This window comes from Propionibacterium acidifaciens DSM 21887 (assembly GCF_000426605.1).
Classification (GTDB): Bacteria; Actinomycetota; Actinomycetes; order Propionibacteriales; family Propionibacteriaceae; genus Propionibacterium; species Propionibacterium acidifaciens.
In genome coordinates, this window is record NZ_AUFR01000001.1 from 67,478 (window position 1) to 92,764 (window position 25,287).

General features: G+C 75.6%; 16 protein-coding genes. 7 read left to right on the forward strand and 9 right to left on the reverse strand.

What is annotated here, in order from left to right; all coding sequences use genetic code 11:
* Positions 1-31 precede the first annotated feature (31 nt).
* A complete protein-coding gene (locus tag K336_RS17315) occupies positions 32-502 on the reverse strand; it encodes an Rv3235 family protein (RefSeq protein WP_123825769.1) in 471 nt (156 codons plus the stop codon).
* Between the two features lie 83 nt (positions 503-585).
* Here K336_RS17315 and K336_RS17320 point away from each other — a divergent pair, with 83 nt between their 5' ends.
* Positions 586-1,098: a DUF6912 family protein gene (locus K336_RS17320; protein WP_081660441.1), complete on the forward strand. Its 513-nt coding sequence runs from the start codon at positions 586-588 to the stop codon at positions 1,096-1,098.
* Positions 1,099-1,226: 128 nt separating this feature from the next.
* Here K336_RS17320 and K336_RS17325 read toward each other — a convergent pair whose 3' ends face one another.
* Complete coding sequence (locus K336_RS17325) at positions 1,227-1,697, reverse strand: DUF2505 domain-containing protein (RefSeq protein ID WP_162142539.1); 471 nt, start codon at positions 1,695-1,697, stop codon at positions 1,227-1,229.
* A gap of 72 nt (positions 1,698-1,769) precedes the next feature.
* On the opposite strand from K336_RS17325, the gene K336_RS0100300 reads away from it, so the two are divergent.
* A complete protein-coding gene (locus K336_RS0100300; protein WP_021797520.1) occupies positions 1,770-2,651 on the forward strand; it encodes a PHP domain-containing protein in 882 nt (293 codons plus the stop codon).
* Between the two features lie 248 nt (positions 2,652-2,899).
* Positions 2,900-4,012 (forward strand): tryptophan--tRNA ligase, encoded by a 1,113-nt coding sequence (gene trpS, locus K336_RS0100305; RefSeq protein WP_021797380.1) that lies wholly within the window; start codon positions 2,900-2,902, stop codon positions 4,010-4,012.
* A gap of 239 nt (positions 4,013-4,251) precedes the next feature.
* Here trpS and K336_RS13265 read toward each other — a convergent pair whose 3' ends face one another.
* Positions 4,252-5,796: a DEAD/DEAH box helicase gene (locus tag K336_RS13265; RefSeq protein ID WP_021797377.1), complete on the reverse strand. Its 1,545-nt coding sequence runs from the start codon at positions 5,794-5,796 to the stop codon at positions 4,252-4,254.
* Positions 5,797-6,090: 294 nt separating this feature from the next.
* Between K336_RS13265 and K336_RS18910 the strand changes: the two genes are divergently transcribed.
* Positions 6,091-6,849 carry a ferritin-like fold-containing protein gene (locus K336_RS18910; RefSeq protein WP_021797376.1) on the forward strand — a complete coding sequence of 253 codons (759 nt, stop codon included), beginning with the start codon at positions 6,091-6,093 and terminating at the stop codon, positions 6,847-6,849.
* Between the two features lie 183 nt (positions 6,850-7,032).
* Here the strand turns inward: K336_RS18910 and K336_RS0100320 are convergent, their stop codons facing one another.
* From K336_RS0100320 to K336_RS0100330, 3 genes are all read right to left on the reverse strand, one after another.
* Positions 7,033-7,260 (reverse strand): DUF3107 domain-containing protein, encoded by a 228-nt coding sequence (locus tag K336_RS0100320; protein ID WP_021797379.1) that lies wholly within the window; start codon positions 7,258-7,260, stop codon positions 7,033-7,035.
* A gap of 183 nt (positions 7,261-7,443) precedes the next feature.
* Positions 7,444-8,460: a PP2C family protein-serine/threonine phosphatase gene (locus K336_RS13270; RefSeq protein WP_081660444.1), complete on the reverse strand. Its 1,017-nt coding sequence runs from the start codon at positions 8,458-8,460 to the stop codon at positions 7,444-7,446.
* Positions 8,461-8,671: 211 nt separating this feature from the next.
* Positions 8,672-8,878, reverse strand: coding sequence for a cold-shock protein (locus K336_RS0100330; RefSeq protein WP_021796612.1), 207 nt, complete (start codon positions 8,876-8,878; stop codon positions 8,672-8,674).
* A gap of 250 nt (positions 8,879-9,128) precedes the next feature.
* On the opposite strand from K336_RS0100330, the gene K336_RS0100335 reads away from it, so the two are divergent.
* From K336_RS0100335 to nudC, 3 genes are read left to right on the forward strand one after another with little or no spacing between them, the layout of a single operon-like run.
* Positions 9,129-12,419: an ATP-dependent DNA helicase gene (locus K336_RS0100335; RefSeq protein ID WP_028705997.1), complete on the forward strand. Its 3,291-nt coding sequence runs from the start codon at positions 9,129-9,131 to the stop codon at positions 12,417-12,419.
* A complete protein-coding gene (locus tag K336_RS13275; protein ID WP_155944934.1) occupies positions 12,416-15,736 on the forward strand; it encodes an ATP-dependent DNA helicase in 3,321 nt (1,106 codons plus the stop codon). The genes K336_RS0100335 and K336_RS13275 overlap by 4 nt, the downstream gene beginning before the upstream one ends.
* Positions 15,737-15,745: 9 nt before the next feature.
* Positions 15,746-16,648, forward strand: a complete 903-nt coding sequence (gene nudC, locus K336_RS0100345) for an NAD(+) diphosphatase (RefSeq protein ID WP_021798857.1) — start codon at positions 15,746-15,748, stop codon at positions 16,646-16,648.
* On the opposite strand, the gene recD is transcribed toward nudC, so the two are convergent.
* From recD to K336_RS0100360, 3 genes are read right to left on the reverse strand one after another with little or no spacing between them, the layout of a single operon-like run.
* A complete protein-coding gene (gene recD / locus K336_RS13280) occupies positions 16,602-18,467 on the reverse strand; it encodes an exodeoxyribonuclease V subunit alpha (RefSeq protein ID WP_051245259.1) in 1,866 nt (621 codons plus the stop codon). The two genes, nudC and recD, sit on opposite strands and share 47 nt — an antisense overlap.
* Entirely contained in the window at positions 18,464-21,880 is a 3,417-nt protein-coding gene (locus K336_RS13285; protein WP_043149902.1) for a UvrD-helicase domain-containing protein, read from the reverse strand. The genes recD and K336_RS13285 overlap by 4 nt, the downstream gene beginning before the upstream one ends.
* Positions 21,870-25,217 carry an exodeoxyribonuclease V subunit gamma gene (locus K336_RS0100360; RefSeq protein ID WP_028705999.1) on the reverse strand — a complete coding sequence of 1,116 codons (3,348 nt, stop codon included), beginning with the start codon at positions 25,215-25,217 and terminating at the stop codon, positions 21,870-21,872. The genes K336_RS13285 and K336_RS0100360 overlap by 11 nt, the downstream gene beginning before the upstream one ends.
* Positions 25,218-25,287: the final 70 nt, after the last annotated feature.

Sequence of the window (25,287 nt, forward strand, 5' to 3'; positions counted from 1 at the left end):
GTGCGGCGGACCGCGGGCCCGCTGCGCGGTCTCAGCGGCCGAGGTTGGGCACACCGATCGTCAGCTCGCGGCAGGACCACGAGTCGTCGATGCGGGTCATGCGGAAGGCCGTGCACACCAGCCGGACGCCGGCCCCGCCGCCGGGACGCCACCGGTAGCAGGCGACGACCTCGCAGGAGCCGGCCGATGCGGAAGTGCCGATGTGCAGAGAATGGAGGCGGGCGCCGGTGAAGGGCCACTCGGCCTGGACCCGGATGAGCTCGGCGATGCTGCTCGGGCAGCTCAGGGGCATCAGCTGGGAGGCGGGGCGCCGGCCGGCGAGGACCTCGGCGAGAGCCAGGGCGAATCGGGACGCCGCCTCGGCGGCGGGATCCGTGCGCGGGTCCGTGACAGGGCGCGAGGAGGGCTCACTGATGGACAGGACGACGTCGTCGGGATCCACGGCGCCGTCGGGGCGCCGAGCAGTGCAGCGGTCATCGGCCGTCGGGGTGGGAACAGCCATGGGTCAAGCCTGCCCGATGAGCGGGGCGTTGCGCCAGCGTCTCGTCGTCGATTGTGGAAAACTTCGGGAGCGAGGAGGCGACGATGGGTGATCAGCGCCGAGTCGTGCTCGTGCCCGTCGACGGGTCCTGGGCTCGTCTGCTGGCGGTCGAGCACCGGCCGCTGCAGGGCCCGCTGCCCGTCTTCATCGCGAACCGGGCCCTGTGCCGCACCTTCGGCGTCGAGCCGGGCAGTGAGGAGGCCGAGCTCGCGGCCCTGCAGGTGGCGTCCGTGGCGGCGCTGTCGTCCGGCGGGCGCCGGATCGTCCTGTCGGCCCGACTCCCGGACACGCTCCTCGGCGGACCGCTCGGGGCAGCCGAGGCGGCCAACGGCGCCGCCTCGCTCGAGCGGCTCGCGCCCCGCCAGGTCGAGGCGTTCTTCACCGACGACGACCGTGTCGACGTCACCGCCGCGGCGCGGGCCGCGGCCGGCCTGGACGTCGACGGGGCCTGGGGACGGGACGCCGTGCAGGAGCTGCTCGGCGAACCGCTGCTGTGGCACGACATCGGCGAGCTCGCCGGCTGGCTCGACCGGCACCCCGGGCACCAGGGGCGCTGAGCCGGGGCCGGCCCCGCCGGGGGACGAGGACGACCGGGACGACGCGGTGCCGCAGGACCCGAGGGTCCTGCGGCACCGTTCTCCGTACGGTCTCTTGCCCGTACGGTTCCTTCGTCCGGCGGCCGGTCTCAGTCCTTGTGCTCGGCGAGCCAGGCGTCGCCGCTGCGCTTCTGGGCGTCGAGCGCCCTGCGCAGGCGCGGCTCGGCCAGCTTCTCGATCTTCTTGCCGAGCAGGGGGACCGTCACCGAGAAGGCCATGTCGTACTCGACGACGGTGCCGGGGCCTCCGGGTTGCAGGCCCGCCCGCGCGGAGACCTTGGCCGGGAGCTTGAGCTTGGCGACCTCGACGACGCCCCTCCAGCCCTCGCCGTCGCGCTCCCACAGGACGCGGGCGTCGACGCTGAGGGTCTCGCCCACCATGGACCTGACCTGGTCGGGGGCCTTGGCCTGGACGGTCAGCGAACTGACGTCGCCCTCGTTCTCGACGGTGATGGCGGTGTCATGGGCCTGCCCGAGATCGGAGAGGTAGTCGGGGGAGGTGAGCATCGTGTGCACGGCGTCTGGTGAGGCCGCGTACTCGTGACGAACATTCAAATCCATGTCGTCCATTGTGCCGGGCGCCGCGAGCGGTCATGATGAGGGGGAGGGGCGCGATCGGGGCAGAATGAGGGCATGCGAATCGATCTGCACACCCACTCCAACGTCTCCGACGGCACGGACAGCCCGACGATGCTGGTGCGCAGGGCCCAGCACAACGGGGTCGCCGTCGTGGCCCTGTGCGATCACGACTGCTTCGACGGTCTGCCCGAGGCGGAGGAGGCCGGCCGCCGGTTCGGCGTCGCGGTGCTGCCCGGCATCGAGATCAGCACCCACAGCGGGGACGCCCAGATCCACCTGCTCGGCTACGGCTGCGACCCGTGGGTCGAGCCGCTGCGCCAGGAGCTGTCGCGCATGCGCGTCTCACGGGCCATGCGCGTCGACGACATGCTGACGAAACTGGACGCCCTCGGCATGCACCTGACCGAGTCGGAGGTCTTCGAGCAGGCCGGTTCGGCCACCACCATCGGGCGTCCGCACATCGCCGACGCGCTCGTCGCCAAGGGCTGCGTCGCCGATCGGGACGAGGCCTTCGCGAAGTACCTGTACAACGGCGGCCCCGCCTACGTCGAGCGCGAGACGCTCGAGCTGGGCCACGCGATCGACCTCGTCCACGAGGCCCACGGCGTTGCGGTCCTGGCGCACCCGTGGATCCGCGGGGCCGCCGACGCGATGACTCCCGAGGCCGTCTCCCGGCTCGTGCACGAGCACGGCCTCGACGGCATCGAGGTCGACCACCCCGACCATGGCCAGGAGACCCGCCGCATGCTCTTCGACCTGGGCGGGCGGCTGGGCCTCATCCGCACCGGCTCGTCGGACTACCACGGCACGGGCAAGACCGGGCACGACATCGGCTGCGAGACGAGCCGGCCGTCGGCGCTGCACGAGATCGCCGCGCGCATCACCGCCCGCGGAGGCAGCCTGGGCACCGTCGAGCCGATCCTCAACCGGATCTGACCGGTGGGCCGCCCGCCGGTCGGTGCCGGACGCCGGGGCGGCGGGCGGGTAGACTGCGGCCATGCGGATGAGCCCGAGCCTGCCGGCACCGACGGCCCGGTGCCGCTCAGCGGTCCGGGCGCCGGCCGCCCGGTGCTGGTGGCGCCGCTGACGCGGCCATCCCGTACCCCCTCCTTCACGCAACAGTGGTCGCCCGAGGCGGCTCTTCGTCATGCTCGGCGGCCGTCCGGGCCCCGGGAAAGGACAACATGCCGGAAGCGACCATGAGTGCGGCGGGCGAGCCCGCCGCGTCGATGCCCGACGGCTCGCTGCGCGCCAGCCAGTTGCGCAGCGACGCGATCGAGGCGGACCTCCCGAAGAACCCGCAGCGCTACCGCCTGCTGACCGGGGACCGTCCCACCGGCAAGCTGCACATCGGCCACTACTTCGGGTCCATCGCCAACCGGGTGCGCCTGCAGGACGCCGGCGTCCCCGCGATGCTCGTCATCGCCGACTACCAGGTGATCTACGACCGCGACGGCGTCGGCGACATCCAGGAGAACGTCTTCAGCGGCATCGCCGACTACCTGGCCAGTGGCATCGACCCGTCGCGGACGACGATCTTCACCCACTCGGCCGTCCCGGCCCTCAACCAGCTGCTGCTGCCCTTCCTCAGCCTCGTCACCGAGCCCGAGCTGCACCGCAATCCCACCGTCAAGGACGAGCTGGAGCACTCGGGGGGCCGGGCGATGAGCGGGCTCATGCTCACCTTCCCCGTCCACCAGGCCGCCGACATCCTGTTCTGCAAGGCCAACCTCGTGCCGGTCGGCAAGGACCAGCTGCCGCACATCGAGGTGACGCGCCTCATAGCCCGCCGTTTCGACGAGCGCTACGGCCGCGCCGTGCCCGAGACCCCCGTCTTCCCGCAGGCCGACGCCCTGCTCAGCCCCTCGCCGGCCATCCTGGGCCTCGACGGGGAGAAGATGAGCAAGTCGCGTCGCAACACCATCGAGATCGGCATGAGCGCCGACGAGACGGCCCGGCTCATCAAGAGGGCCAAGACCGACTCGGACCGCCGCATCACCTACGACCCGCAGAACCGTCCCGAGGTCTCCAACCTCGTGCTGCTCACCTCGTTGGTCAGCGGGCAGAGCCCGCAGGCCGTGGCCGAGCGCATCGGCGACGGCGGCGGTGGCGGCCTGAAGAAGGCCTGCACCGAGGCCCTCAACGACTACTTCGCGCCGATCCGCGCCCGGCGCGCCGAGCTGATGGCCGACCCCGGTCACCTGCGCGAGGTGCTGCACGCCGGCAACGAGCGCGCCAACGAGGTGGCCGAGGCCACGCTCGACGACGTGCGCACCGCGATGCGGATGAACTACTGACGGGCCCGTCGCCCGGCGCGCACCCCGCGGACCGCCATCGGCGTCCTCGCACGCGGCTGCGGAGCCTGCGGGGACTGCCGGTGCGAGGCGCGGGGCACGCTCCGGCCACGAGGCCCGGACGTCCTCGACATGCTCGACGGGGCGCCGGCATGCCTCCGGCCCGTGCCTACGGGGCCCGGACCAGCCGTCGCGCGCACATGGCCGTCGCCCCGCCCTCGTGCCGATCCCGGGACGGGGCGTCAGTCCTCGTCGCCCCTCGGGCCGTCGCCCTTGCCCGCCCGCTCGACGGGGCGGCCGTTGCGGGTGCGGCGGCGCTTGCGGTGCGGGTGCTCGGAGCGGCCCCTGCCCTTGGACCGCTCGCCGTCCTTCTCGCGGCGCCTGCCGTCGTGCCTGCCGCGGTGCTTGTCGTCGTGCTTGCCGTGGCGCTTGCCGTCGTGACCGCCCCGGCCGCCGCGGCGCTCGTCCTCGGCGTCGCGCTCGGCGCGGTGCCTGCGCTCGATCTCGGCGCGCGAGGCGGCGCCGGGCAGTCGGCCCTTGACGCCGGCCGGGATGTCGAGGTCCTCGAAGAGGTTCGGGCTGGTCGAGTAGGTCTCGACCGGCTCGTGGAAGTCGAGGTCGAGGGCCTTGTTGATGACCTTCCAGCGGGTGACGTCCTGCCAGTCGACGAGCGTCACGGCGATGCCCTCGTGCCCGGCGCGGCCGGTGCGGCCGATGCGGTGCACGTACTGCTCCGGGCTGTCGGGCACCTCGTAGTTGACGACATGGGTGACGTCGTCGACGTCGATGCCGCGCGCCGCGACGTCCGTGCACACGAGGACGGCGATCCTGTTCTCGCGGAAGCGCTTCATCGTCTTCTCGCGCTGGGCCTGGTTCAGGTCGCCGTGGAGGCCGGCCGCCTCGAAGCCGCGCTCGCGCAGGTCGTCGCACAGGCGCTGGGCGGAGCGCTTGGTGCGGGTGAAGACCATCATCTTGCGCATGCCCTCGGCCTGGAGGACCTTCGCGATGATCTCGGGCTTGTCGAGCTCGTGGGCCTGGTAGACGAACTGGGTCGTCTGCGGGACGGTCATCTGCGCGTTCTGGCTCTCGGCGCGGATGTGCACCGGCTGGTCGAGGCGGCTGCGCGCCAGCGACATGATGACGGCCGGCATGGTGGCGCTGAACATGAGCGTCTGGCGGCTCGCCGGGGCGCGGTCGAGCAGGGCCTCCACGTCGGGCAGGAAGCCCAGGTCGAGCATCTCGTCGGCCTCGTCGAGGACGGCGATGCTCACATGCGACAGGTCGAGGTCGCGGCGGTGCACGAGGTCGAGCAGGCGGCCCGGGGTGCCGACGACGACGTCGACGCCGCGGGCCAGGGCGTCGAGCTGGTCGTCGTAGCCGACGCCGCCGTAGATGGTGACGACGCGTGCGCCGCGCCCGCGCGCCGCCGTGGCCAGGTCGTCGCCGACCTGCATGGCGAGCTCCCTGGTCGGCGTCATGACGAGGGCCTGCGGCCTGCCGTAGGCGGGCAGCTCGTCGAAGCCCTCGTCGCCCGGCAGGACGACGTGCTGGAGGATCGGGATGCCGAAGGCGAGGGTCTTGCCGGTGCCGGTGCGGGCCTGGCCGATCATGTCGGCACCGCCCAGGGCGATCGGGATCGCCATCTCCTGGATGGGGAAGGGGTGCTCGATGCCCTCGTCGAGGAGGGCGTCGACGATCGCGGGGGCGACGCCCAGATCGGCGAAGGTGGTCCGCTGCTGCGCGTCCGCGCCGTCGGTGTCGGTGGGATCAGTGCTGGGAAGGGTCATGTACTCGGTTCTCCGCCTCCGCGTCGACGGAGGACACGCTGTCGGTGGCCTGCGCGGGCGCGTCGGGCAGGATCGGGGCCGACCGCGAGCGCGTCGCGCGGAGCCGGAACGGCCGCGAGCGCGTCGCGCGGGACCGAGCGGTTCCGCCGCGGGCCCGGGCGTGCCCGATGTGGAGGATCGGCGCCGCCGGGACGCATCGTGCAGGAGGCGCACGGGTGTGCGCCACAACGAGTCTACCCGGTGGCACCGGCCCAGAGCATCCCGCGCGGGGCCGGTGCCGCTAGTCTGGACCCCGTGAGTCCCACCTCAGACACCCAGCGGAGTGCAGCGGAGCCCCGCCCCGGCGAGGGCCGCGCACCGGCCCCCATCGACCTTCCCGAGGGCGGCGCCCAGCTCCTCGGCCTCACGGCGCAGGCCGACCTCGTCGACTTCGAGATGCTCACGGCGTCGGCGCCCATGGCCCCGAGCCTGTCCCAGCGCATCGACGTGGCGACGCTCGCGGCCGACCAGCTGGGCCGTTTCGAGCGCATCGGCGCCCAGCTCACCGCGCAGGAGCTGGTCGTCCCCGAGGTCCTCGGGCCCTACCGGGAGGCCCTCGACGCCTTCGCCGGGGCCACCCGGGCGGGCGACTGGGCGTCCAGCGTGCTGCGCGCCCTCCTCGTCAACGGGCTGCGCGCGGACTTCGTCACGGCCATCCACGACGGCCTCGACGAGCAGCTCCTCGCCCTCGTCCAGCCGGGCCCCACCGCGTGGCGCATCAGCGACTTCGCCGGGCGCGCCCTCGCCGACGCCCTCGACGCCGATCCCGCCGGGGCCGGCGCCCTGGCCCTGTACGGGCGCCGGTTCGCGGCCGAGGCCGTCGGCCAGATCCAGCGCCTCGTCGCCCGGGAGGTGGAGCTCACCTCCCTCGTCGCCCGCGCGGCCGCCGCCCGGGCGGGCGAGGGGCACGCCGTCGAATCGGCCGGTGACGAGCTGGGCGTCGTGAGCGAGCTCCTCGAGCACCTCATGGCCGAGCACGGCAAGCGGCTGGCGCGCCTGGGGCTCGGCGGCTGAGCGCCGGCGCCCAGATCACCACGAGCCCCCGTGCGGCCGGCATCGTTGCTCCGCAGCCGGGCCTGCCCATGATGATCCGCCCCGTCCTCCCGTGCCGTACGGCCGAGAGGGGCGGCCGCCTGTCGGGGCGCCGGAACGCTGGCGACGAGGGGCTCCGGGGCCGGCGGGGAGCGGCCGGAGCCCTCAGACCGCGCCGAAGCCGACCTGGCGGGCGTGCTCCTGGCCGAACTCGACGTAGGCGATGCGCGCCGCGGGAACGATGACCTGACGCCCCTTGGGATCGACGATGGTGAGCAGACCGTTCTCGCTCGCCAGCGCCGTGCCGAGGGCCGCCGTGATGTCCTCGCGAGACTGGTCGGTCTCGATGGACAGCTCGCGGGTGACGTTCTCGATGCCGATCTTGATATCCACGGCACCCACCGTACCCGGCGGCCCGGGCGGGGCCTGCGCTCGCCGTGCCGGCCGGGCTCCCGAACCGTCGTCGATCCCGCGAGCCTCCGCCATGCGCCTCGCTGTCGCTCCCGGGGCGGGGGAGCGCACGGTGCCGGGCGCGCGACGCCCCTCGCGGATGTCGTCTCCGGGGCGGGGGAGCGTTCAGAGGGGCAGCTCGGGCTGGGGAGGGGAGGCGGCGGGTCTTCGCGTCCCCGTCGTCCCGTCGTCGGCGCCACCACGAGCCCCGTCATCGGCGGCCCGGCGGGTCGGGCCGGCGGCGGGCGCGCGGCTCGGCGGCTCGGAGGGCCCCTGCGGGGGAGCGGACGCCGCCCGGCCTCCGGCGGCGGGAAGGTCCTCCTCGTCGATGCGGATGAGGCCGACGCTGATGTTGTCGTGGCCGCCCTGCTCATTGGCCCAGTCGACGAGCGCGCCGGACAGCCTCTCGGCGCTGGCGTCCGCCTCGACGGGCAGGTGGTCGAAGACGCCGCGGAGCTCGTCGGCGGCGGAGGCGTAGTTCCACAGGCCGTCGGTGCAGACCATGAGCCATCCCGGCCAGGCGACGCGGAAGGCCGAGACGGTGGAGTCGAGGCCCGGGGCGCTGGGGCCGAGCCACTTGGTGATGGCGTGCGCCTGGGCGCTCGCCTCGGCGACCTCGCGCGGCGTGCCGAGCGCGATGCTCAGCTGGGCCATCGAGTCGTCGGTGGTGAGAACCATGTTGGTGCCGTCGTCGCCGAACCAGTAGGCGCGCGAGTCGCCGATGCTGGCGACGATCACCAGTCCGCGGTGGAAGAGCGCGAGGACGAGGGTGCAGGCGTAGCCGTCGGGGTCCCCGCCGGCTCGGGCGACGATCTCGTCCTGCGCCGTGAGGAAGGCCATGCGCATGGTCAGGCACAGGTCGTCGGGGTCGTTGACGCCCGGATGGCGCGTGAGCGCGTCGATGAGGGAGTCGGTCGCCGCGTCGACGGCGATCTGGCTGGCCAGCTCGGAGTGGGCCGAGGTGGAGACGCCGTCGGAGACGGCCGCGATCGCGCTGTGGCGGGCGGCGGTGTTGGTCGCCGCGATGGCCAGCGCGTCCTGGTTGGGGGACCTCTTCGCGCCGACGTTCGACGCGCCGCCCGCCCATGCCACGGGGCCACGGCGCAGATCATCGCGCCCCGTGGCTCGTGGTTCTGTGGTCATCCGGTCTCCCCGATCGGCCTGTGTGCACTCCAGTTCATCACCCGCAGCGCCCGGCGGGGGCACCGCACCGCGTCGGTGGGGACGCGGGACCGGCGGCTCTGCTCAGGTGGACCCCAGCATCCTATGCGAGACCCGGAGCGGCCCGCCACGAGCACGACAGGAGGCCCCACCGCGGTGTCGGGCAAGGCCTCCTGGATCCGAGGAGTGGTGCTCAGCTGAGCGGCTTGACGTGTTCTGCCTGCTGGCCCTTGGGGCCCTGGGTGACGTCGAACTCGACCTTCTGCCCCTCATCGAGCGAGCGGAAGCCGCTGGTCTCGATGACCGAGTAGTGGACGAAGACGTCATCGCTCGAACCGTCGACGGCGATGAAGCCGTAACCCTTCTCAGCGTTGAACCACTTCACAGTTCCGGTGGTCATGTGAACTCCCTGTCGTTTGCTCTCGGACCTCTGTCTGACGGTCCGCTGCTCGTGTCACACACCGTTTCCAATGAGATCAGCCGAAGTGGTTCCGGCTCGAACAGTTCCTCCATCCTTCCACACATTCGGGTCCGGGGGGAAGGCGCGGTGCTCCACGGGCTCGTCGGCGCCGCGGCGATGCCGGCATCCGCAGGGCCCGCGAGCGGGTCACGGAGCGGAAATGTCGGTGGCCGGTGCTTGCATTGTGTCCATGCCGCAGCAGCAGATGGACCGGTGCCAGCGGGCCTTCCTCGAGGCCGCCGCGCAGCCGCGCGCCGCCGTCTTGGCGGTGGGCGGCCCGGGCACCGGCAAGAGCACCGCGCTCGTGCGGTCCGTCGTCGCGGCAGCGGAGGCCGGCGCCGGTCTCGACGGGCTCGTCGTGCTCACATGGTCGCGGCCCGCGGCGCACCGGCTGCGCGCCGAGATCATCGCCCGGCTCGGGCGCACCCAGCGGGCCCCGGCCATGACGACCGTGCCGGGCTGGTGCCTCGCCCTCCAGTCGGCCTACGGACCCCGCGGCGGCGACGGCGGGATCCCGCGCGTCCTCACCGGCCCCGAGCAGCAGATGCAGGTGCGCGAGCTCCTCGAGGGCGAGGGCGAGTGGTTGTGGCCCGCCGAGGTCCGCCCGGCCGTGCGCACGCGCGCCTTCACGCAGGAGGTCCGCACCGGCATCGCCCGCGCCCGTCAGCACGGCCTCGACCCCGACGACCTCATCGCGATGGGCGAGCGCACCGGTCGGCCGCAGTGGGTCGGGCTCGGCCGGTTCTTCGAGCGCTATCTCGACGTCCTCGACGGGCAGGGCGTCTGGGACTACGCCGAGCTCGTCCACCGTACGCGGCTCCTGCTGCTCGACGAGCAGGTCGCCGCCGACGTCGCCGCGCGCCTGCGGGGCGTCCACGTCGACGAGTTCGCCGAGCTCGACCGCTCCCAGATCGGGCTCCTCGCGCAGGTGCACGGGCTCGGCGTCCCGGTGATCGCCGCCGCCGATCCCGCCACCCGCGTCTTCGCCTTCCGCGGGGCCGATCCGAGGGCCGTCGCCGACTTCCCGTGCCGCTTCGCCGCCCCGGGCACCGGGGCGGCGGTGGTCGTCCCCTTCGGGACCAATCACCGCACCGCCCCGGGCGTGCTCGCGGCGGTCGGCGCCGTCCTCGCGCACAACCCGGCCGAGGTCCTGCCCTCCGCCGCCGGTCCTGCGCCCGGCCCGCTTGCGGGCCGGGCGCAGGCGAGCGGGTCGGACGAAGGCCGGCCGGAGGTGAGCGTCCTCCTCCATCCGACCGGGGCGGCCCAGCTCGACGCCGTCGCCCGGTGGCTGCGCGCCCGCCACGCCCACGGCGCCGCCTGGTCCGACATGGCCGTCGTGGGACGCGCCGGCAGGGGCCAGCTGGCGCTCGTCGCGAGAGCGCTCACGGGGCTGGGCGTCCCCGTCGACGTCGACGGCGACGACATCGCCCTGGGCGAACAGCCGTGCGTCCGGCACCTGGTCGGTGCGGCCGAGTGCTGCCTCGCCCTGTCCTCCGGAGATCCGCTCGACCCGGCCCGCGTCCTCGCGCTGGTCGGCGGCCCGCTGTGCCCCGCCGAGCCCAGGGGCCTGCGGCGCCTCGGCAGGCGGCTGCGGCGCGGCAGCGACGCCCCGGACGTCGACGCGCTCCTGTTCGAGCTGGTGCGCCGCCGCGCCGTCGAGGCGATGACCTCCGACCGCGGGGCGGGGGCCCCTCGTGACGGTCGGGACCGGGGCGGTGGGGCCGCCGAGCCGTCCACCGGCCCCGCCCGGTCCGACGACGAGGCCGCCGCGGCCGCGGCGCTGGACCTGCTCGGAGCCGTCCTCGGCGGTGCCGCCCGCCGCGTCCGGCGGGGGGTCGGCGTCTACGAGGTGCTGTGGAGCCTGTGGCAGGGCACCGACTGGCCGGAGCGACTGCGCGAGGAGGCGCTGGCCGGTGGCGAGGGCTCCGCCGCCGCCCACCGCGACCTCGACGCGCTGTGCGCCCTGTTCGACCTTGCCGCCCGCCACGACGATCTCGGGGGCGGCAAGGGACTGCGCACCCTCGTCGCCGAGATCGCGGGCCAGGAGATCTCCGGCGACCAGGCCCGCGAGTCCGACCCGCGCGGCCGGGGCGTCCAGGTCATCACCGCGCACCGGGTCAGGGGCCGCCAGTGGTCCCACGTCGCTCTCGTCGACCTCGTCGAGGGCGAGTGGCCGGGCCGACGCGGCGGTGAGGGCCTCCTGTCGGCCGAGGCCATCGGCGCCGACGGCGACACGGCCCCCACCGACCGGGACGGGCTCGAGGCCGCCATCGAGTGGGTGCGCCGGGAACGGCGGCTGTTCGCCCTGGCAGCCAGCCGCGCCACCCGGTCGCTGCTCGTCACCGCGGTGGCGGGGGAGGGCTCCGAGGGGGGCGAGCCGTCGCGCTTCATCGCCGAGCTCGGCGTCGAGCCGAGGCCCGGCCCGACCCCGGCGGAGCGCCGCGCGAGCACGCTCGACGAGCTCGTCGGCGAGCTGCGCCGCACCGCCCTCGACCCGTCCGGGTCCCCGGCGCTGCGCCGCGCAGCGGCGGAGCGCATCGCGGCGCTCGCCGTCCTCCGCTCGCGTCGGGGGCGCCGGCTCGTCCCGGCCGCCGACGCGTCCACCTGGTGGGGCGTCGGCGGGCTCAGCGGCCGGACCGGGGCGCAGCGGCGCCCTGAGCTGACCGTCAGCGCCACGGGCCTGGAGAAGCTCTCCCGGTGCCCGCGGCGCTGGTTCCTCGATTCCCGGGTCGGGGCCCAGGAGGCCGCCGGCCCGCAGGCCGCGGTCGGCACGCTCGTCCACGCGATGGCCGAGAACTCGATGCGCCTCGGCTGGGGCGCCGCCGAGCAGCACGATCGGGTCGACGCCTCCTGGGGCGCCGTCGGCTACGAGGTCGAATGGCGGAGTGAGGCCGAGCGCGAGGCCGCCCACGCGATGATCGACCGGCTCGACGCCTGGTCGACGGCCGACCGGGGGCGCGAGGTCGTCGGCGTCGAGGTGCCCGTGAGACACCGCTTCGAGCTGCCCGGCGGCACCGTCGTCCTGCGCGGCACCATCGATCGGCTGGAGCGCGAGAGCGCCACCGGGCGCATCCACGTCGTCGACTTCAAGACTGGGCGGCGCGCCCCCACCCGAGGGCAGGCGCAGGCCCACCTGCAGCTCGGCGCCTATCAGCTGGCCGTCGCCGAGGGCGCCTGCTCCGAGCTGACCGGCCCCCGCCCGCGACTCGGCGGCGCCGAGCTCGTCCACCTGCGCATCCCGCAGGGCGCGCGGGCACCCGGGCTGCCCAAGGTGCTCGCCCAGCCGGACATCGAGGACCACCCGTACCCGCCCCGGGTCGAGCCGCGGCCCGGCGGCGGGCCCACCTGGGTGCACGATGTCATGGCCGAGGCCCTCGGGCATGCCGCCGACGGGGACTGGACGGCCGTGGAGGGCGAGCTGTGCCGCACCTGCCCGCACCGGGGCGGCTGCCCCGTCTGGACCCCGGAGGACCCGAGATGAGCGCGCCCCCGCCGAATCCCGCACGCATCCGGACGCCCGGCCAACTGTGCGAGGCCCTGGGCATCCCGCTCTCCGACGAGCAACTGGCGGCCGTCACCGCGGAGCCCGGTCCCGGCGTCATCATCGCCGGCGCCGGCTCGGGGAAGACCACCGTCATGGCGGCGCGCGTCGTCTGGCTCGTCGGCACCGGCGCCGTGCGCGCCGACCAGGTGCTCGGCCTCACCTTCACGCGCAAGGCCGCCGGCGAGCTGTCGGCCCGCATCGGCGCGGCCCTGGAGCGCTCCGGGGCCGTCGACGAGCGGGCCCGGCACGACCTGCAGGGCCAGACCGTCATGACCTACGACGCCTTCGCCGGACGCCTCGTCGCCGAGCACGCGCCGCGCATCGGCGTCGACCCGATCGAGCGGGTGCTCGACGAGTCGACGCGCTACCGGCTCGCCGGGCAGGTCGTCTCGGAGGCCGAGGGCGGCTGGGAGCACCTCGCAGGGCTGTCGCCGGCGGTCCTGGTCGACTGGCTCGTCACGCTCGACGCCGAGCTGAACGGGCATCTCGTCGACCCCGAGCGCCTCGAGGCCTTCACGCCCCCGTTCGTCGCGCGGCTGCTCGACGCCCCGCTGCACCGGGGCAGGCCCTACCGCGACGTCGCCGACGCCGTCGAGACGGCCCGGGCCCGGCTCGAGCTGCTCGGGCTCGTGCGGTCCTACCGCGAGCGCAAGAGACGCCTCGGCTGCGGCGACTTCGGCGACCAGATGGCCCGGTCGGCCCGGATCGCCCGGCGGGCGCCGCAGGTCGCCGAGGCGCTGCGTCGGCAGTTCCGGGTCGTCCTGCTCGACGAGTACCAGGACACCTCCGCGGCCCAGACGACGATGCTGTCCGGGCTGTTCTCCGGCCCCGACGCCGAGCACGGCCTCGGCCATCCGGTCCTGGCGGTCGGCGATCCCTACCAGGGCATCTACGGCTGGCGCGGCGCCGCCATCAGCACCATCGGCGAGTTCCCGCGCACCTTCCGCCGCGGCGACGGCGACCCCGCGAGGGTCTTCTCGCTCACGGTGAACAGACGCAGCGGCCCCGTCATCCTGCGGGGCGCCAACGAGATCCTGGCGCGTCTGGACGAGGATCCGGCCATGCCCGCCGTCGGCGGGGCCGGGCTGCGGCTGAGGGCCGTCGCCGGGGCCGGGCCCGGCAGCGTCACCGTCGGGCGCTTCGACGACGTCGACGAGGAGCTGGCGTGGCTGGCGTCCGACGTCGCCGCGCACGGCTGCCCGGGGCGCTGGGCCTCCCTCGCCGTGCTCTGCCGCACGAACGCCGCCGTCGGGCGCGTCTACGACGAGCTGGTCGAGGCCGACGTGCCGGTCGAGGTCGTCGGCCTCGGCGACCTCGTCTCGCTCAGCCCGGTGCGCGAGATCGTGGCCACCCTGCGCCTGCTCGACGACGAGACCGACAACCCCGCGCTCGTCGAGCTGCTCGCCTCCCGCCGCTGGCGGATCGGGGCGGCCGACCTGGCCGCCCTCGGTGCGGCGGCGCGTCGGGCCGCCGCCAAGGACGCCGGGCCCCGCGCCGCGGACGGGTCGTCCGTCGTCGGCGCCACCGACGACGCCGCGCTCGGCGAGGGCCTCACCGCCCCGCAGCCGTGCCTGCTCGACCTGCTCGACCAGGAGATCCCCGGCATGTCCGCGCAGGGCGCCCGCAGGCTGCGCCGCTTCGCCGGGGAGTTCACCCAGGTGCGCCGCGGGCTCGGCGAGCCGCTCCTCGACCTGGTGCGGCGCATCTGCCTGCTGGGCGGCGTCGACGCCGAGCTCGAGGGCGACCCCGCGTTCTTCCGCCAGGGCCGGCGCGAGCAGCTGCGGCGCTTCCTCGACGTGGTGGCCGAGTTCTCCGACACCGACCCGGGCGTGGGGCTGAGCGCCTTCCTGGCCCGGCTCGACCTGCGGATCGAGCACGAGAACGGCATCGAGCAGGCAGCCGTCTCGGCCGCGGACTCGGTCAAACTGCTCACCGTCCACCGCGCGAAGGGCCTCGAGTGGGACCGCGTCTACCTTCCGTGGCTGGTCGACGGGGTGTTCCCCGCCCACCGCGCCGACAACTGGGTGACCTCGGCCAGGCTCCTGCCGGGGCCGCTGCGCGGCGACGCCGACGCCCTGCCGTCGCTGCCCGAGATCTCGCGCGACGGCCTGCGGGACCACGCCGAGGAGCTCCGGGCGGCGGCGGGCTTCGCCGAGGACCGGCTGGCCTACGTCGCGATCACGCGCGCCCGGAACGCACTCGTGGCCACCAGCCACGTCTGGGAGCCCCGGCGGGCGCGGCCCCGCGAGGCCTCCCCCTACTACCTGGTCCTCGCCGGGCAGGCGCAGGAGGTGGTCGCCGAGCCCGGCCCGGTCGCCGACGAGAACCCGCTCGGCGACGGACGGCGGCGCGCCGCCTGGCCCCGCGGCGACGAACGGGGGCAGGAGCGCCTCGACGCGCTGGCGGCGTTCGTCCGCGATCGCGCCGGGGCGCGGCTCGCGGGGCCGTCCGGGCCCGCCGGGGAGGCGGGGGAGTTCGGCTCCGTCGAGCCGCTCGACCTCGACGAGCAGGCGCTCGTCGACCGGTGGGCGCGCGAGGCCGAGCTGCTCGTCGCCCAGGCGCTGCGCCGTCAGGACGAGGGGACCGGCGTCGCCGTGCCCGAGTCCCTGTCGGCCACGGCGCTCATGCAGTCCCAGCGCGACCGGGCCGGGTTCATGGCGGCCCTCGCCAGGCCGATGCCGCGGCGGGCGAGCACCGGGGCGGGCGCCGGCACCCTCTTCCACGAATGGGTCGAGGCCAGGTTCCGCCGGGCCGAGAGCCCACTCCTCGGCGCCGACGAGCCGTTCGGCGAGTACGGCGCCGGCCGCTCGGACGGGGCCCGGGCCCGGCTCCGTCGACTCGTCGAGCGCTTCGAGGCGGGCCCCTACGCCCGGCGCGCGCCGTGCGCCGTCGAGGAGCCCTTCGTCCTCGTGGTCGACGGCCAGCAGATCCGCGGCCGCATCGACGCGGTCTTCCCCCTCGACGACGACCCCGAGCACGACGTCCGGGTCGTCGACTGGAAGACCTTCGACGGGCCGGGTGACGCCCTCCAGCTGGCCCTCTACCGGCTGGCCTGGTCCGACATCACCGGGACCGACCCCGGCCGCATCGACGCGGTCTTCCACCACGTCATGAGCGGCACCGACGAGCGCCCCGCCGACCTCGTCGACCGCGAGGGCCTGCGGAGGATGATCGCCGGGCTGCGCGCCCCGGCGCCCCGGCGGGGCCGTCCCGCGGCCGGCGGCCCGGCGTCCGCACCGCGTCCGGCGCGTTAGTTTGGGCCCATGACCTCGAGCCCGGACCTCAGTCGCGACCCCTACGCCTGGGACATCGCCGCGTGGGGCGGCCCGCCGAGGCTGGACCACGCCTCGAGCCTGCGCGAGGAGGACCGCTCCGTCGAGCGGGCCTGGCGCGAGCCGGGCGCCCGCATCGTCTGCCTCGACGAGGCGGGCCGCTTCGACGACGACCCCTTCGGCCGGCCCATCACGGCGGACGACGGGGGGAGCCCCCGCGCCGAGGACGTCTTCCTCGGCCGCTTCGAGGGGCACCCGTGGTTCGCCCGGCGCGACGCCGGCCCGTACCCGGCGGTGCTGCGCAGCGCCCGGCTCACCCCGGGCGAGCGCGAAGTCGCCAGCAGCGCCCAGGCCGTCCTCAACTGGGCCCGCACGACGCGCCGCTGCGTCAGCTGCGGCGGCGAGCTCGTGCGCACCCGCGGCGGCTTCTCCGCCGAGTGCACCCGGTGCGGCCGCGAGACCTTCCCCCGCACCGATCCGGCCGTCATCTGCGCCGTGCTCGACCACGACGACCGCCTCTTCCTCGCCCACCAGGGACGCTGGGAGCGCGGCCGCGTCTCGGTGCTCGCCGGGTTCGTCGAGGCCGGCGAAACCGCCGAGCAGGCCGTGCACCGGGAGATCGCCGAGGAGGCGGGGTTGCGCATCGCCGCCCTGCGCTATCTCGGCAGCCAGCCGTGGCCGATGCCCCGCTCGCTCATGCTGAGCTTCGTCGCGCGCAGCGACTCCGTCGGACGGGTCGACGGGCTGGAGCTCTCGTGGGGCGGCTGGTACCGCCGCGACGAGGTGAACCGTCTCGTGGACGGCGGCTCCCTGGTGCTGCCGCCCGGCGCCTCGGTCGGCCACCGGCTCATCGAGGCATGGCTGGACGGGCGCCTGCCCCTTCCCGAGCCCTGAGCGGGCGGCCTCGGGGTGCGCCCGGCGGGCGGTCGAGGGCCCTGCCCAGCCGTTCGGTCAGCCCCGAGGCGCGCTGGGCCTCCGTCGTGACGGCCGCGCGCACCGAGCTCGCCGGGCCGATGATGCGCACACCGGTCCTCGCCCTGGTCACGGCCGTGTAGAGCAGGCCCCTCGTGAGCAGCGGCGAGCCGGGCGGGGGCAGGACGAGGGTGACCCGCTCGAACTGGCTGCCCTGCGACTTGTGCACCGTCATGGCGTACATCGTCTCGACGCCCTCCAGCGCGTACGCCGGGTAGGTGCGGTGGTTGCTCATCGCGGCTCGTCGGCCCCGCCCGGTGGCGATGACGACGCCGGTGTCGCCGTTGCTGATGCCCAGCTCGGGGAGGTTCCGGGTGGCCAGCAGCGGCCGTCCGCTGTACCACTCGTCGCCGGAGAGCTGGCCGGCCGCGGCGCGCTGGAGGCGCTCGACGGCGGCGCCCCAGGTGGTGACCCCGTAGGGGCCGGTGCGGTGTGCGCACAGCAGGCGGTGGGCGCCGAGCGCCTCGATGGCCTCCTCGGCCCTGCCCAGCCGGGCGGCCCGCTCGGTGGCGCGGGCCTGACGCACCAGGGCGTCGCGCAGCCCCAGCGAGGCCTCCAGATCGAGGTCGGCGGCGTCCTGGTCGTGGAACTCGACGGCCTCGGTGGTGGCCAGCAGCTCCAGGGTGCGGTCCGCGTCGCCGTCGCGGATCGCCCGGGCGACGTCGGAGATGCCGCTCGTGAAGCGGTAGCCGTGGTCGAGGACGACGACGGCCGACCGGCCCGGCTCCGGGCCGGGCAACCCGGCGGCGGTGATGTCGGCGAGCACGGCCCCGGCGTCGACCGGGGTGAGCTGGTCGGGGTCGCCCACCATGACCAGGCGCGTGTCGGGGCCGAGCGCCTCGAGCAGGCGGGCCATGAGCGGCAGGGAGACCATCGACATCTCGTCGACGACCACGGCGTCGAACGGCAGCCGGTGCCCGGCCCCGTGGCGGGGGGCCCGGTCGGGGCGGGCCCCGAGCAGGCGGTGCAGCGTCGTCGCCGCGCCGACGCCGGGCCCGACGGCGTGCTCGTCGAGCGACTCGGTCAGCCGGGCGGCGGCCTTGCCGGTCGGCGCGGCGAGCGCGATGCGCATCGGGACGCCCCGGGCCTCCGCCTGGTCGGCGAGCGCGGCGACGACGCGGGAGATCGTCGTCGTCTTGCCCGTGCCCGGGCCGCCGCAGATGACGGCCGTGCGTGCCCGCACCGCCGTGCGCACGGCGGTGCGCTGCGCCTCGTCGCGCCGGTCGGCCGCGGCGGGCGATGCGGCCAGGCTCCGTTCGAGCCGTGCCTCGTCGACGTCGGGGAACGGGCCGCAGCGCCCGAGCAGGGCCGCGGTGATCGACTCCTCGTCGTGCCAGTAGCGCTCGAGGTAGAGGGCCTCGTCGACGAGGCGGAGCGGATGCTCGTTGGGCCCGGAGTGCTCGTCTCCCACGAGCGACGAGGCGGCCAGTGCCGCCAGCCACCGGTCGGGATCCGGCCAGCCGAGCTCGTCGAGCTGCGGGGCGAGGCCCGCCTGGGCGTCGTCGTCGCGGACGAAGAACTGGGCCAGTCGACGGACCCGGCGGATCGGCAGGCAGACCGAGCCGGCACGCAGCGCGCGCATCGTGAGCGCGGCGCCGAGCAGCACCGCCGGGTCGTGCTCGCCCGCGGTGCGGGCGACGAGCTGGGCGGTGTGGACGTCGGGCGCCTCGAGGATGCCCGCCTCGTTGAATCGGGCGAGCACGCCCTGCGCCGAGACGACGCGGCCGGTGACGCCGCTCATCGGGCACCTCCCGTCCGGGAGCCGGAGAGGACCCGTGAGGCGGCCTCGACGAGGCCGATGCGCGGGTGCCAGGTGAAGACGCCCGGCGGCATCGCGGTCCCGGCCGGGCCGTCGGGGCCGGCCATGCCCCTGACGAACAGATAGCCGACGCCGGCGAACTGCCGCTCGGGGTCGTAGTCGGGCAGGCGCCAGCGCAGGTAGCGGTGCAGGCCCACGCAGTACAGCAGCGCCTGGAGGGGGTAGTGGGCCTCGATCATCGCCCGCGTCATCGCCGCGGGCGTGTAGACGTGCGGGCCGAGCGACTCGTGCGGGCGGGTGGGGATGCGGTTCGTCTTGTAGTCGATGAGCGCGTAGCGGGCCGTGCCGCTCGGGACCGGTCGCCCCGGCTCCCCGGCCGCGCCGGGCCCCGGGAGCCTCAGCACGGCGTCGATCGAGCCGGTGAGGAAGCCGCGGAGGGCCGCGTGGGCGGCGCCGCTGGCCGCCAGGGCCCCGCCGTAGTCGACGAGCGGGTCGTCGGGCGGTACGAGCGAGCGGTCGCCCCACAGCTCGGCGATCGCCCCGAGCTCCCGCGAACCCGAGGCCGAGCCGAGGGGCAGGTCGAAGTCGAGCTCGGCGAGGCGGTTCGCGGCGCCGATGCGGCGCAGGCTCGCCCACGCCGTGAGCTCGCCCAGCGGCGTGTCCATGACGGCCAGCAGGCCCCGGGCCAGCCGCTCGGCGGGCACCCCGGCCATCGGCCAGCGGGTGAGCATCCGGGTGACCGCGGCGGTGGTGCGCTCGGCCAGCCGCGGCCCTGCCGGGTCGACGACTTCGAGGACCGAGTGCACCAGCGAGCCGAACTGGGTGCCACCGGGCAGCGTCGACAGCGGCGTGGCGTCGTCGTGCGGGTCCGGCGCGGCCGTCCGCGGCCCCGCGGGGGCCCCCTCCAGCGGCGGTTCGTCGTCGGTGCCGCGCTCGTCGAGGCCGGGCAGGGGCCCCGCCGTCCCATGCAGCCCGGCGGTGAGCCCCGAGTACGAGGTGCGCGACCACGTGCGGTCGATCGTGTCGGCGAGCTCGCGCCCGACGAGGCGCGCCGGGCCGTCGACGGGCGGCGGCGCGGGCGCCGCCGGGGCCCCGGTCGGGCGGGGCACGACGACCAGCTGCACATGCTCGCGGCCGGCGGCTGCCCGCTCGACGTCGGCGCCGACGGGCAAGGACGGGGCCGGCGCCGGGTCGCCCGGGGGATTCATCAGCAGGCGGTGCAGCGCCGAGCGCGAGGTGTTGCGCTTCGTGCGGGCCCACCAGAGGACGAGGCGGCTCTGCGCGCGGGTGGCCGCCACGTAGAGCAGGCGCAGGTCCTCGGCCTGCTCCTCGGCGAGCTTCGCCCGGTGACGCGCGGCGGAGCGGTCGCCGAACAGGTCGAGGCCGAGCTCGCCGCCCTCGTGGACGAGGACGCGGCCCAGCCGGTCGGCCGGCCTGTCGCCGATGTACTTGTCCGCCATGTCGGGCAGCGCCACCACCGGGAACTGCAGGCCCTTCGCCCGGTGGATCGTCATGACGGTGACGGCGCTGCGGTCGGTCTCGAGGCGGCGCACGGCGTCGTCGTCCGCCCGTCCGGCCGCCTCGCGGATCGACTGGGCGAGCCAGTCGCGCAGGCCCGCCAGGTCGCGTCCCGAGCGGCGGCGCTCGCGCTCGAGCAGCTCGGTGACGTGTCGCAGGTCGGTGCACCGTCGCTCGCCGTCGCGCGCGTCGGCGAGCAGCCGGGCCATGAGGCCGGGCCCTCCGTCGTCCTGCTGGGCGCACAGGCGCTCGAGGATCCCGGACGGGCCCGCGTCGGCCATCGTCCCGCGCAGCGACTTCACGAGGACGAGCAGCTGGTTGCGGGCCTCGTCGTCGGCGCGCGCCAGACGCTCGGGGCTCCATCCGACCAGCTCGGTCAGGGACAGCCGGAACAGCAGCGGCGGGCGGGGATCGCACATGGCGTCGAGCAGCCGCTGCCAGGCGAGGGCGCCGTCGGAGGCGAAGATGCCCGCCCCGCCGGTGAAGACGGCCGGGATGCCGGCCCCGGTGAGCGCGCGGCGCAGCTGCTCACCGACCCGCCTGGTGCGCACGAGGACCGCCAGGTCGTCCGCCCGCAGCGGGCGGACGGTCCCGCCGTCGTCGAGGTGGCCGCGGGCGAGCAGCTCGCCGAACTCGCGCACCAGGTCGGCGGCGATCGTCTCGCGGGCCCCGGCCGCGGTCTGCTCCTCACCGGGGGCGATGGCCCGCACCTGGACGGCGGGCGCGCCGTCGGCCCGGTCGATCCGCAGACGGGCCCGCGTGTGGGTGCTCGTGACCGGCGCCAGGGCGATGGCCTGGTCGGGCCGCCCGAGCGAGGCCCGTCCGAAGAGCTGCGCGATGCCCTCGACGACGGGGGCGTCGCTGCGGTGGTTGCGGTCGAGGGTGAAGCACTGGTCGGCCGTGGCCCGCGCGTCGAGGTAGGCCTGCAGATCGGCGCCGCGGAAGCCGTAGATCGCCTGCTTCGGATCACCGATGACGACCAGGCTCGTGCGGTGGTGGAAGGCGCGTTCGAGGATGCGCCACTGCAGCGGGTCGGTGTCCTGGAACTCGTCGACCATCACGAGGTCGAAGCGCGCGGCGAGCGTCCGCGCGGCGAGCTCGCCGGTGACCGGGTCCCCGAGGGCCTCGTCGACGCGTCGGATCATGTCGTCGTATCCGTAGACGCCCATCTGACGCGTGCGGTGCGCCATGCGGGTCCGCACGTCGGCGGCGAAGGCCAGGCGGCCCTGCTCGTCGTCGGCGTCGTCGGGCACGGGCAGGAGCCTCGGCTCGGCGTGCTCCAGCACCGCCCGGCCGATGATGCCCGCCTGCTCGTGGCCCATGCCCGCCGTCCCGGCGGTGGCGCGCGCAAGATAGGCGTCGTCGACGACCTGGGATCGCACCTCGTCCAGGTCGTCGACGAAGCGCATGGTGGTGTCGTGGTCGACGAGCACGCCCAGCTCGGCCAGCAACCGGGAGCAGAACTCGTGGGTCGTCGCGATGACGGCGCGGTCGAAGTCGGCGAGCGCCCTCCGCAGCCTGCCCAGGCGCTCGATCAGCTCGTCGGCCCGACCGCCGCACAGCTGCGCGTCGACCGGGTCGAGGCCGTCGGGGGTCCCGCCCGCGGCGGCCCGCTCGAGGACACGGGCGCTCGAGGCCAGCCGTTCGTGGACGCGCGAGCGCAGCTCGAGGGACGCCGTGCGGGCGAAGGTGACGAGCATGACGCGGTCGATGCGGCAGCGGCCGAGGGCGACGAGGCGCGCGGTCGTCGCGGCGATGGCGTGGGTCTTGCCGGTGCCGGCGCTGGCCTCGAGGACGGTGGTGCCCTCCGGCAGGTCGGCCGTGGGGTCGAAGACCGGGCCCGGGGCGAGCGGATCGGTCGACGGATCAGTGGTCATGACGCGCTCCGGGGGTCCACAGATGCAGGGCTTCGACGAGGGGGCCGTAGAACCAGCGGGCGAGGTTGAGGATGCGGCTGCTGGAGGCGGTCAGCGGGTCCTCGGGCTCGGAGCCGATGGCCTCGATGTCGCGCCAGGAGGCGCCCACCCATTGGAGCACCGGAGAGAAGGCGACCTCCCGGGAGTAGTCGCGGGCCAGGAAGGCGCCGGCGCCGCGTCGGCCGCCGGCGGTGCGGCGGGCGTACTCGAGGCAGGTGTCGGGCGGCATGGGCGGGAACCGACTGAGCCCGTCCAGACGCAGCCGGCACATCTGGCCCAGCAGGGTGCGCGCCGTCGCCGCGTCCGGGGCGACGAGCCGGAAGCAGTCGCCCTTGCCGAGCAGGAGGGCCTCGCGGACGTCCGCGCCGCCCGCCGCGGCGCAGACGAGCTCGACCCAGGCGGCCCCCAGGTGCCTGGCCCGCAGCCTCGCGCAGCGGTGCCGCACGAGACGGCCCGCATGGGACTCGAGAGTGCCCGAGACCGACCAGGGGCCGTCGTGCCAGAGCACGTCGTGCTCGGCGGGCTCGACGAGCAGGGCCCGCACAGCCGTGGCGTGCGCCTCGAGCGCAGGAAGCCGGGCGCCGAGCAGATCGGTGCCGAGCCGGCCGGGGGGCAGCCGGCCTCCGAGCAGCGCGGCGTCGGAGACGGTCGTGGCGGGCTGGCCGGCGATGAGCGCCGCGGTGATCGCCTCGTCGACCGCCCAGTTCTCGAGGCCGTCGAGGACGATCGGCAGCCCGGTGGGCGGCTCGTCGTCGCCGTCGTCGGGCAGGAAGCCGAAGGTGCGGCCCGCCCAGGCCCGGATGGGGTCCCGGAAGAAGGCGACGAGCTCGTCGATGCTCATCACCCGGGCCTCCTCGCCCGGCGCCGGACCCTGGACCGACCAGATGCTGCGCCGGTGCGCGGGTCCGGGCGGGGCGGCGCCGGCGCGGGCGCCCGCGAGCGCCATCGGGTCGAAGCTGAGGAGGCCGCCGGGGGCGTCGGGGTCGAAGTTGCTCGCCGCATGGGGCTGGAGGGGGTGCACGCGCAGCACTGTCGGCGCCCCGCCGTTCGCCGCGCCCTCGTGCGCCCGCTCCCACACGGCGCCCGGCTCGAGGCCGGTGCACGCCTCGATGATGTCGGCCATGGCGACCGGCTGTGGTAGCGCCTCCCCGGTGCGCGGGTCGGCGCCGGCGCCGACGATGATGAGCCGCTCTCCGGCGCTCATGATCGCGTCGAGCAGCTGCTGACGGGCGGCCCGTGCGGCGTTGGGGACGGGCAGTTCGTCCCGGACGCCGGGGCGGGCGAGCAGATCGTCGCCCGCCGCGGCGGTGCGCGGCGGGACGTGGGCGTCGTCGACGCCCAGGACGGCCACCACGCGGTGCTCGATGGCCTGCATCTCGCCCAGCCCGCAGATGATCATCGAGCCGGCGCCGTAGTTGGGGCGCCCACGCCGCGGTGCGACGAGTCGACGCAGCACCGCGGCGATGTCGCCCGCGTCGAGCAGCGCGCCGTCGGCGCCGGCGCCGTCGAGCCCGGTCAGGGCGCTGCTGAGGTGGTTGAGCATCCACTGGTCGTCCGGCCCGGGTGCGGTCAGGTCGGCGGCCGCGTCGAGCAGGCGCGCGCGCCAGGCGGCGATGCCGGCGGGCTCGGCGAAGCGCAGCAGGTGCATGCGCACCCGCGAGACGAGTTCGGCGAGCGCGCCGACGAGCCCGGCGTCGGAGCCGTCGACGTGGTCGAGCGGGACGACCGTGCCGAGACGGGCGAGGGGGCTGTCGGCCAGGGCGAGGCCGGCGAGCAGCCGGTCGACGCCGGCGATCCAGGTGCTCTGGCGGATCCCGGGCAGCCCGTGCTCGGCGCGGTGGCCCGCGTCGATGCCCCAGCGGATCTGCGCGCGCTCGACGAGGCGGCCGAGCCGTTCGAGGCCCTCGGCGTCGAGGCCGAGGGCGCGCGCGACCGGTTCGCGCGAGGCCAGCGCGATCAGGTCGGCTCCGGTGGCGCGCGAGGCCGGCAGGGCGAGGAGGACGAGGAGGACGTCGATCACCTGGTTCGGCCGCGCCAGAGAGGGGCCCGCGATGCCGGCCCGCAGGTCGTGGCCCGGATGGTGTCCGGGGGCGTCGGTGGCCCCGAGGTCGGCCTCGAGCAGCGGCGCGTAGGCGGCGATGTCGGTGCACAGCACGGCGACCTCTCGCGGCTGCAGGGTCGGGTCGGAGGCGAAGGCGTCGCACAGGGCCTCGCGCAGCACCTCCACCTGGCGGTCGGGGCCGTGGCTCGCGTGGATGGTCACCGTGCCGTCGGCCGGGACCGGTGCGTCGGCCGTACGGCCCTCGCGGATGCGGCGCTGGAGGAGCCCGAGCATGGTCCCGACGCCGACGGTCGGCCCGTCGGCGCGGGGCCCGGCGCCGTCCGCGACGTCGACCGGGGCCTGCTCCCAGCGCCTCCAGCTCTCGGCGCGGGCCGCCCCGTATCGCTCCCGCAGCGGGCAGCCGACGGCGCCGGCCTCCTCGGGCGGGCCGAGCTGCCAGATCTCGACGGGGAGCCGCTCGGCCAGGGCGGCCAGCAGCTCGATGTCGGCCGCTGGGGGCGCCTCGACGCAGGCCGCCCCCAGCGCGACCGGCAGTGCCGCGGGATCGGCCCCGCGCACCCCCTCCAGGAGCTGCTCGTGGCGCAGCCCCGGGTGGGGCCAGCCGGCGAGGGCCGTCGTGAGGCGCTGCCACAGGAGCGCCTGCCACCGGTCGCGGTCGGCCAGCGGGGCGCCGAGCGGGTCGACGGGGGAGCCCTGGGACCAGGCGGCGAGCATGCCGGGGCAGTGCCGCAGGTAGCCGCGCAGGATCCCGGCCCAGCCCTCGGCGGTGGCGACCAGGCGCCCCGGGGCGGGGCGCGGGGGCTCCTCGGGGGCCGGGTGGCCGTCGAGGTGGCGCCGGACGAGCGCGAGCCACGGCTCGTCGGCGCACTCGCGCAGGAGGGAGGCGATGCGGAGGGTGAGGGCGCCGGTGCGCCAGGGGTCCTCGTCGGGGTCGAGGCCGAGCAGCGCGTGCTCGAGCTCGGTTCGCAGCCCGCCCATCGTCGGGGTCCTGACGCCGGCGAAGACCTGCGGCCCGCCGGGGGAGGCCGCGAACCCCTGCGCGATGCTGCGCCGGTGCGCGGGGCCGGGCGTGACGAGTACCGGCAGGACGAAGGGGTCGGCGGCGTGCTCGGAGAGGAAGGCGCCGGCCCGGGCGCGGATCTCGGACCAGGTGCGGCAGCCCGTCACGACGGTCCGGCCCGACGCGCCCACGGCGCGCCCGGCCGGCTCCTGCCGGACCGATCGCGTGTTCACCATGCCCCTCACCTTAGGCAGCGCCACCGACAGAGGACCCGGACCCGTCCGCCGCCCGGTTCGGGCCCCGTCG

What these genes read in the sequence shown, in the direction of transcription:
- K336_RS0100330 (WP_021796612.1), bottom strand. Translation starts at nt 8,878, where the DNA reads ATGACCACCGGAACTGTGAAGTGGTTCAACGCTGAGAAGGGTTACGGC.
- nudC (WP_021798857.1), top strand. Translation starts at nt 15,746, where the DNA reads ATGACCTCGAGCCCGGACCTCAGTCGCGACCCCTACGCCTGGGACATC.
- K336_RS13275 (WP_155944934.1), top strand. Translation starts at nt 12,416, where the DNA reads ATGAGCGCGCCCCCGCCGAATCCCGCACGCATCCGGACGCCCGGCCAA.
- K336_RS13270 (WP_081660444.1), bottom strand. Translation starts at nt 8,460, where the DNA reads ATGACCACAGAACCACGAGCCACGGGGCGCGATGATCTGCGCCGTGGC.
- K336_RS13285 (WP_043149902.1), bottom strand. Translation starts at nt 21,880, where the DNA reads ATGACCACTGATCCGTCGACCGATCCGCTCGCCCCGGGCCCGGTCTTC.
- K336_RS0100360 (WP_028705999.1), bottom strand. Translation starts at nt 25,217, where the DNA reads ATGGTGAACACGCGATCGGTCCGGCAGGAGCCGGCCGGGCGCGCCGTG.
- trpS (WP_021797380.1), top strand. Translation starts at nt 2,900, where the DNA reads ATGCCGGAAGCGACCATGAGTGCGGCGGGCGAGCCCGCCGCGTCGATG.
- recD (WP_051245259.1), bottom strand. Translation starts at nt 18,467, where the DNA reads ATGAGCGGCGTCACCGGCCGCGTCGTCTCGGCGCAGGGCGTGCTCGCC.
- K336_RS13265 (WP_021797377.1), bottom strand. Translation starts at nt 5,796, where the DNA reads ATGACCCTTCCCAGCACTGATCCCACCGACACCGACGGCGCGGACGCG.
- K336_RS0100335 (WP_028705997.1), top strand. Translation starts at nt 9,129, where the DNA reads ATGCCGCAGCAGCAGATGGACCGGTGCCAGCGGGCCTTCCTCGAGGCC.
- K336_RS17325 (WP_162142539.1), bottom strand. Translation starts at nt 1,697, where the DNA reads ATGGATTTGAATGTTCGTCACGAGTACGCGGCCTCACCAGACGCCGTG.
- K336_RS0100300 (WP_021797520.1), top strand. Translation starts at nt 1,770, where the DNA reads ATGCGAATCGATCTGCACACCCACTCCAACGTCTCCGACGGCACGGAC.
- K336_RS17315 (WP_123825769.1), bottom strand. Translation starts at nt 502, where the DNA reads ATGGCTGTTCCCACCCCGACGGCCGATGACCGCTGCACTGCTCGGCGC.
- K336_RS17320 (WP_081660441.1), top strand. Translation starts at nt 586, where the DNA reads ATGGGTGATCAGCGCCGAGTCGTGCTCGTGCCCGTCGACGGGTCCTGG.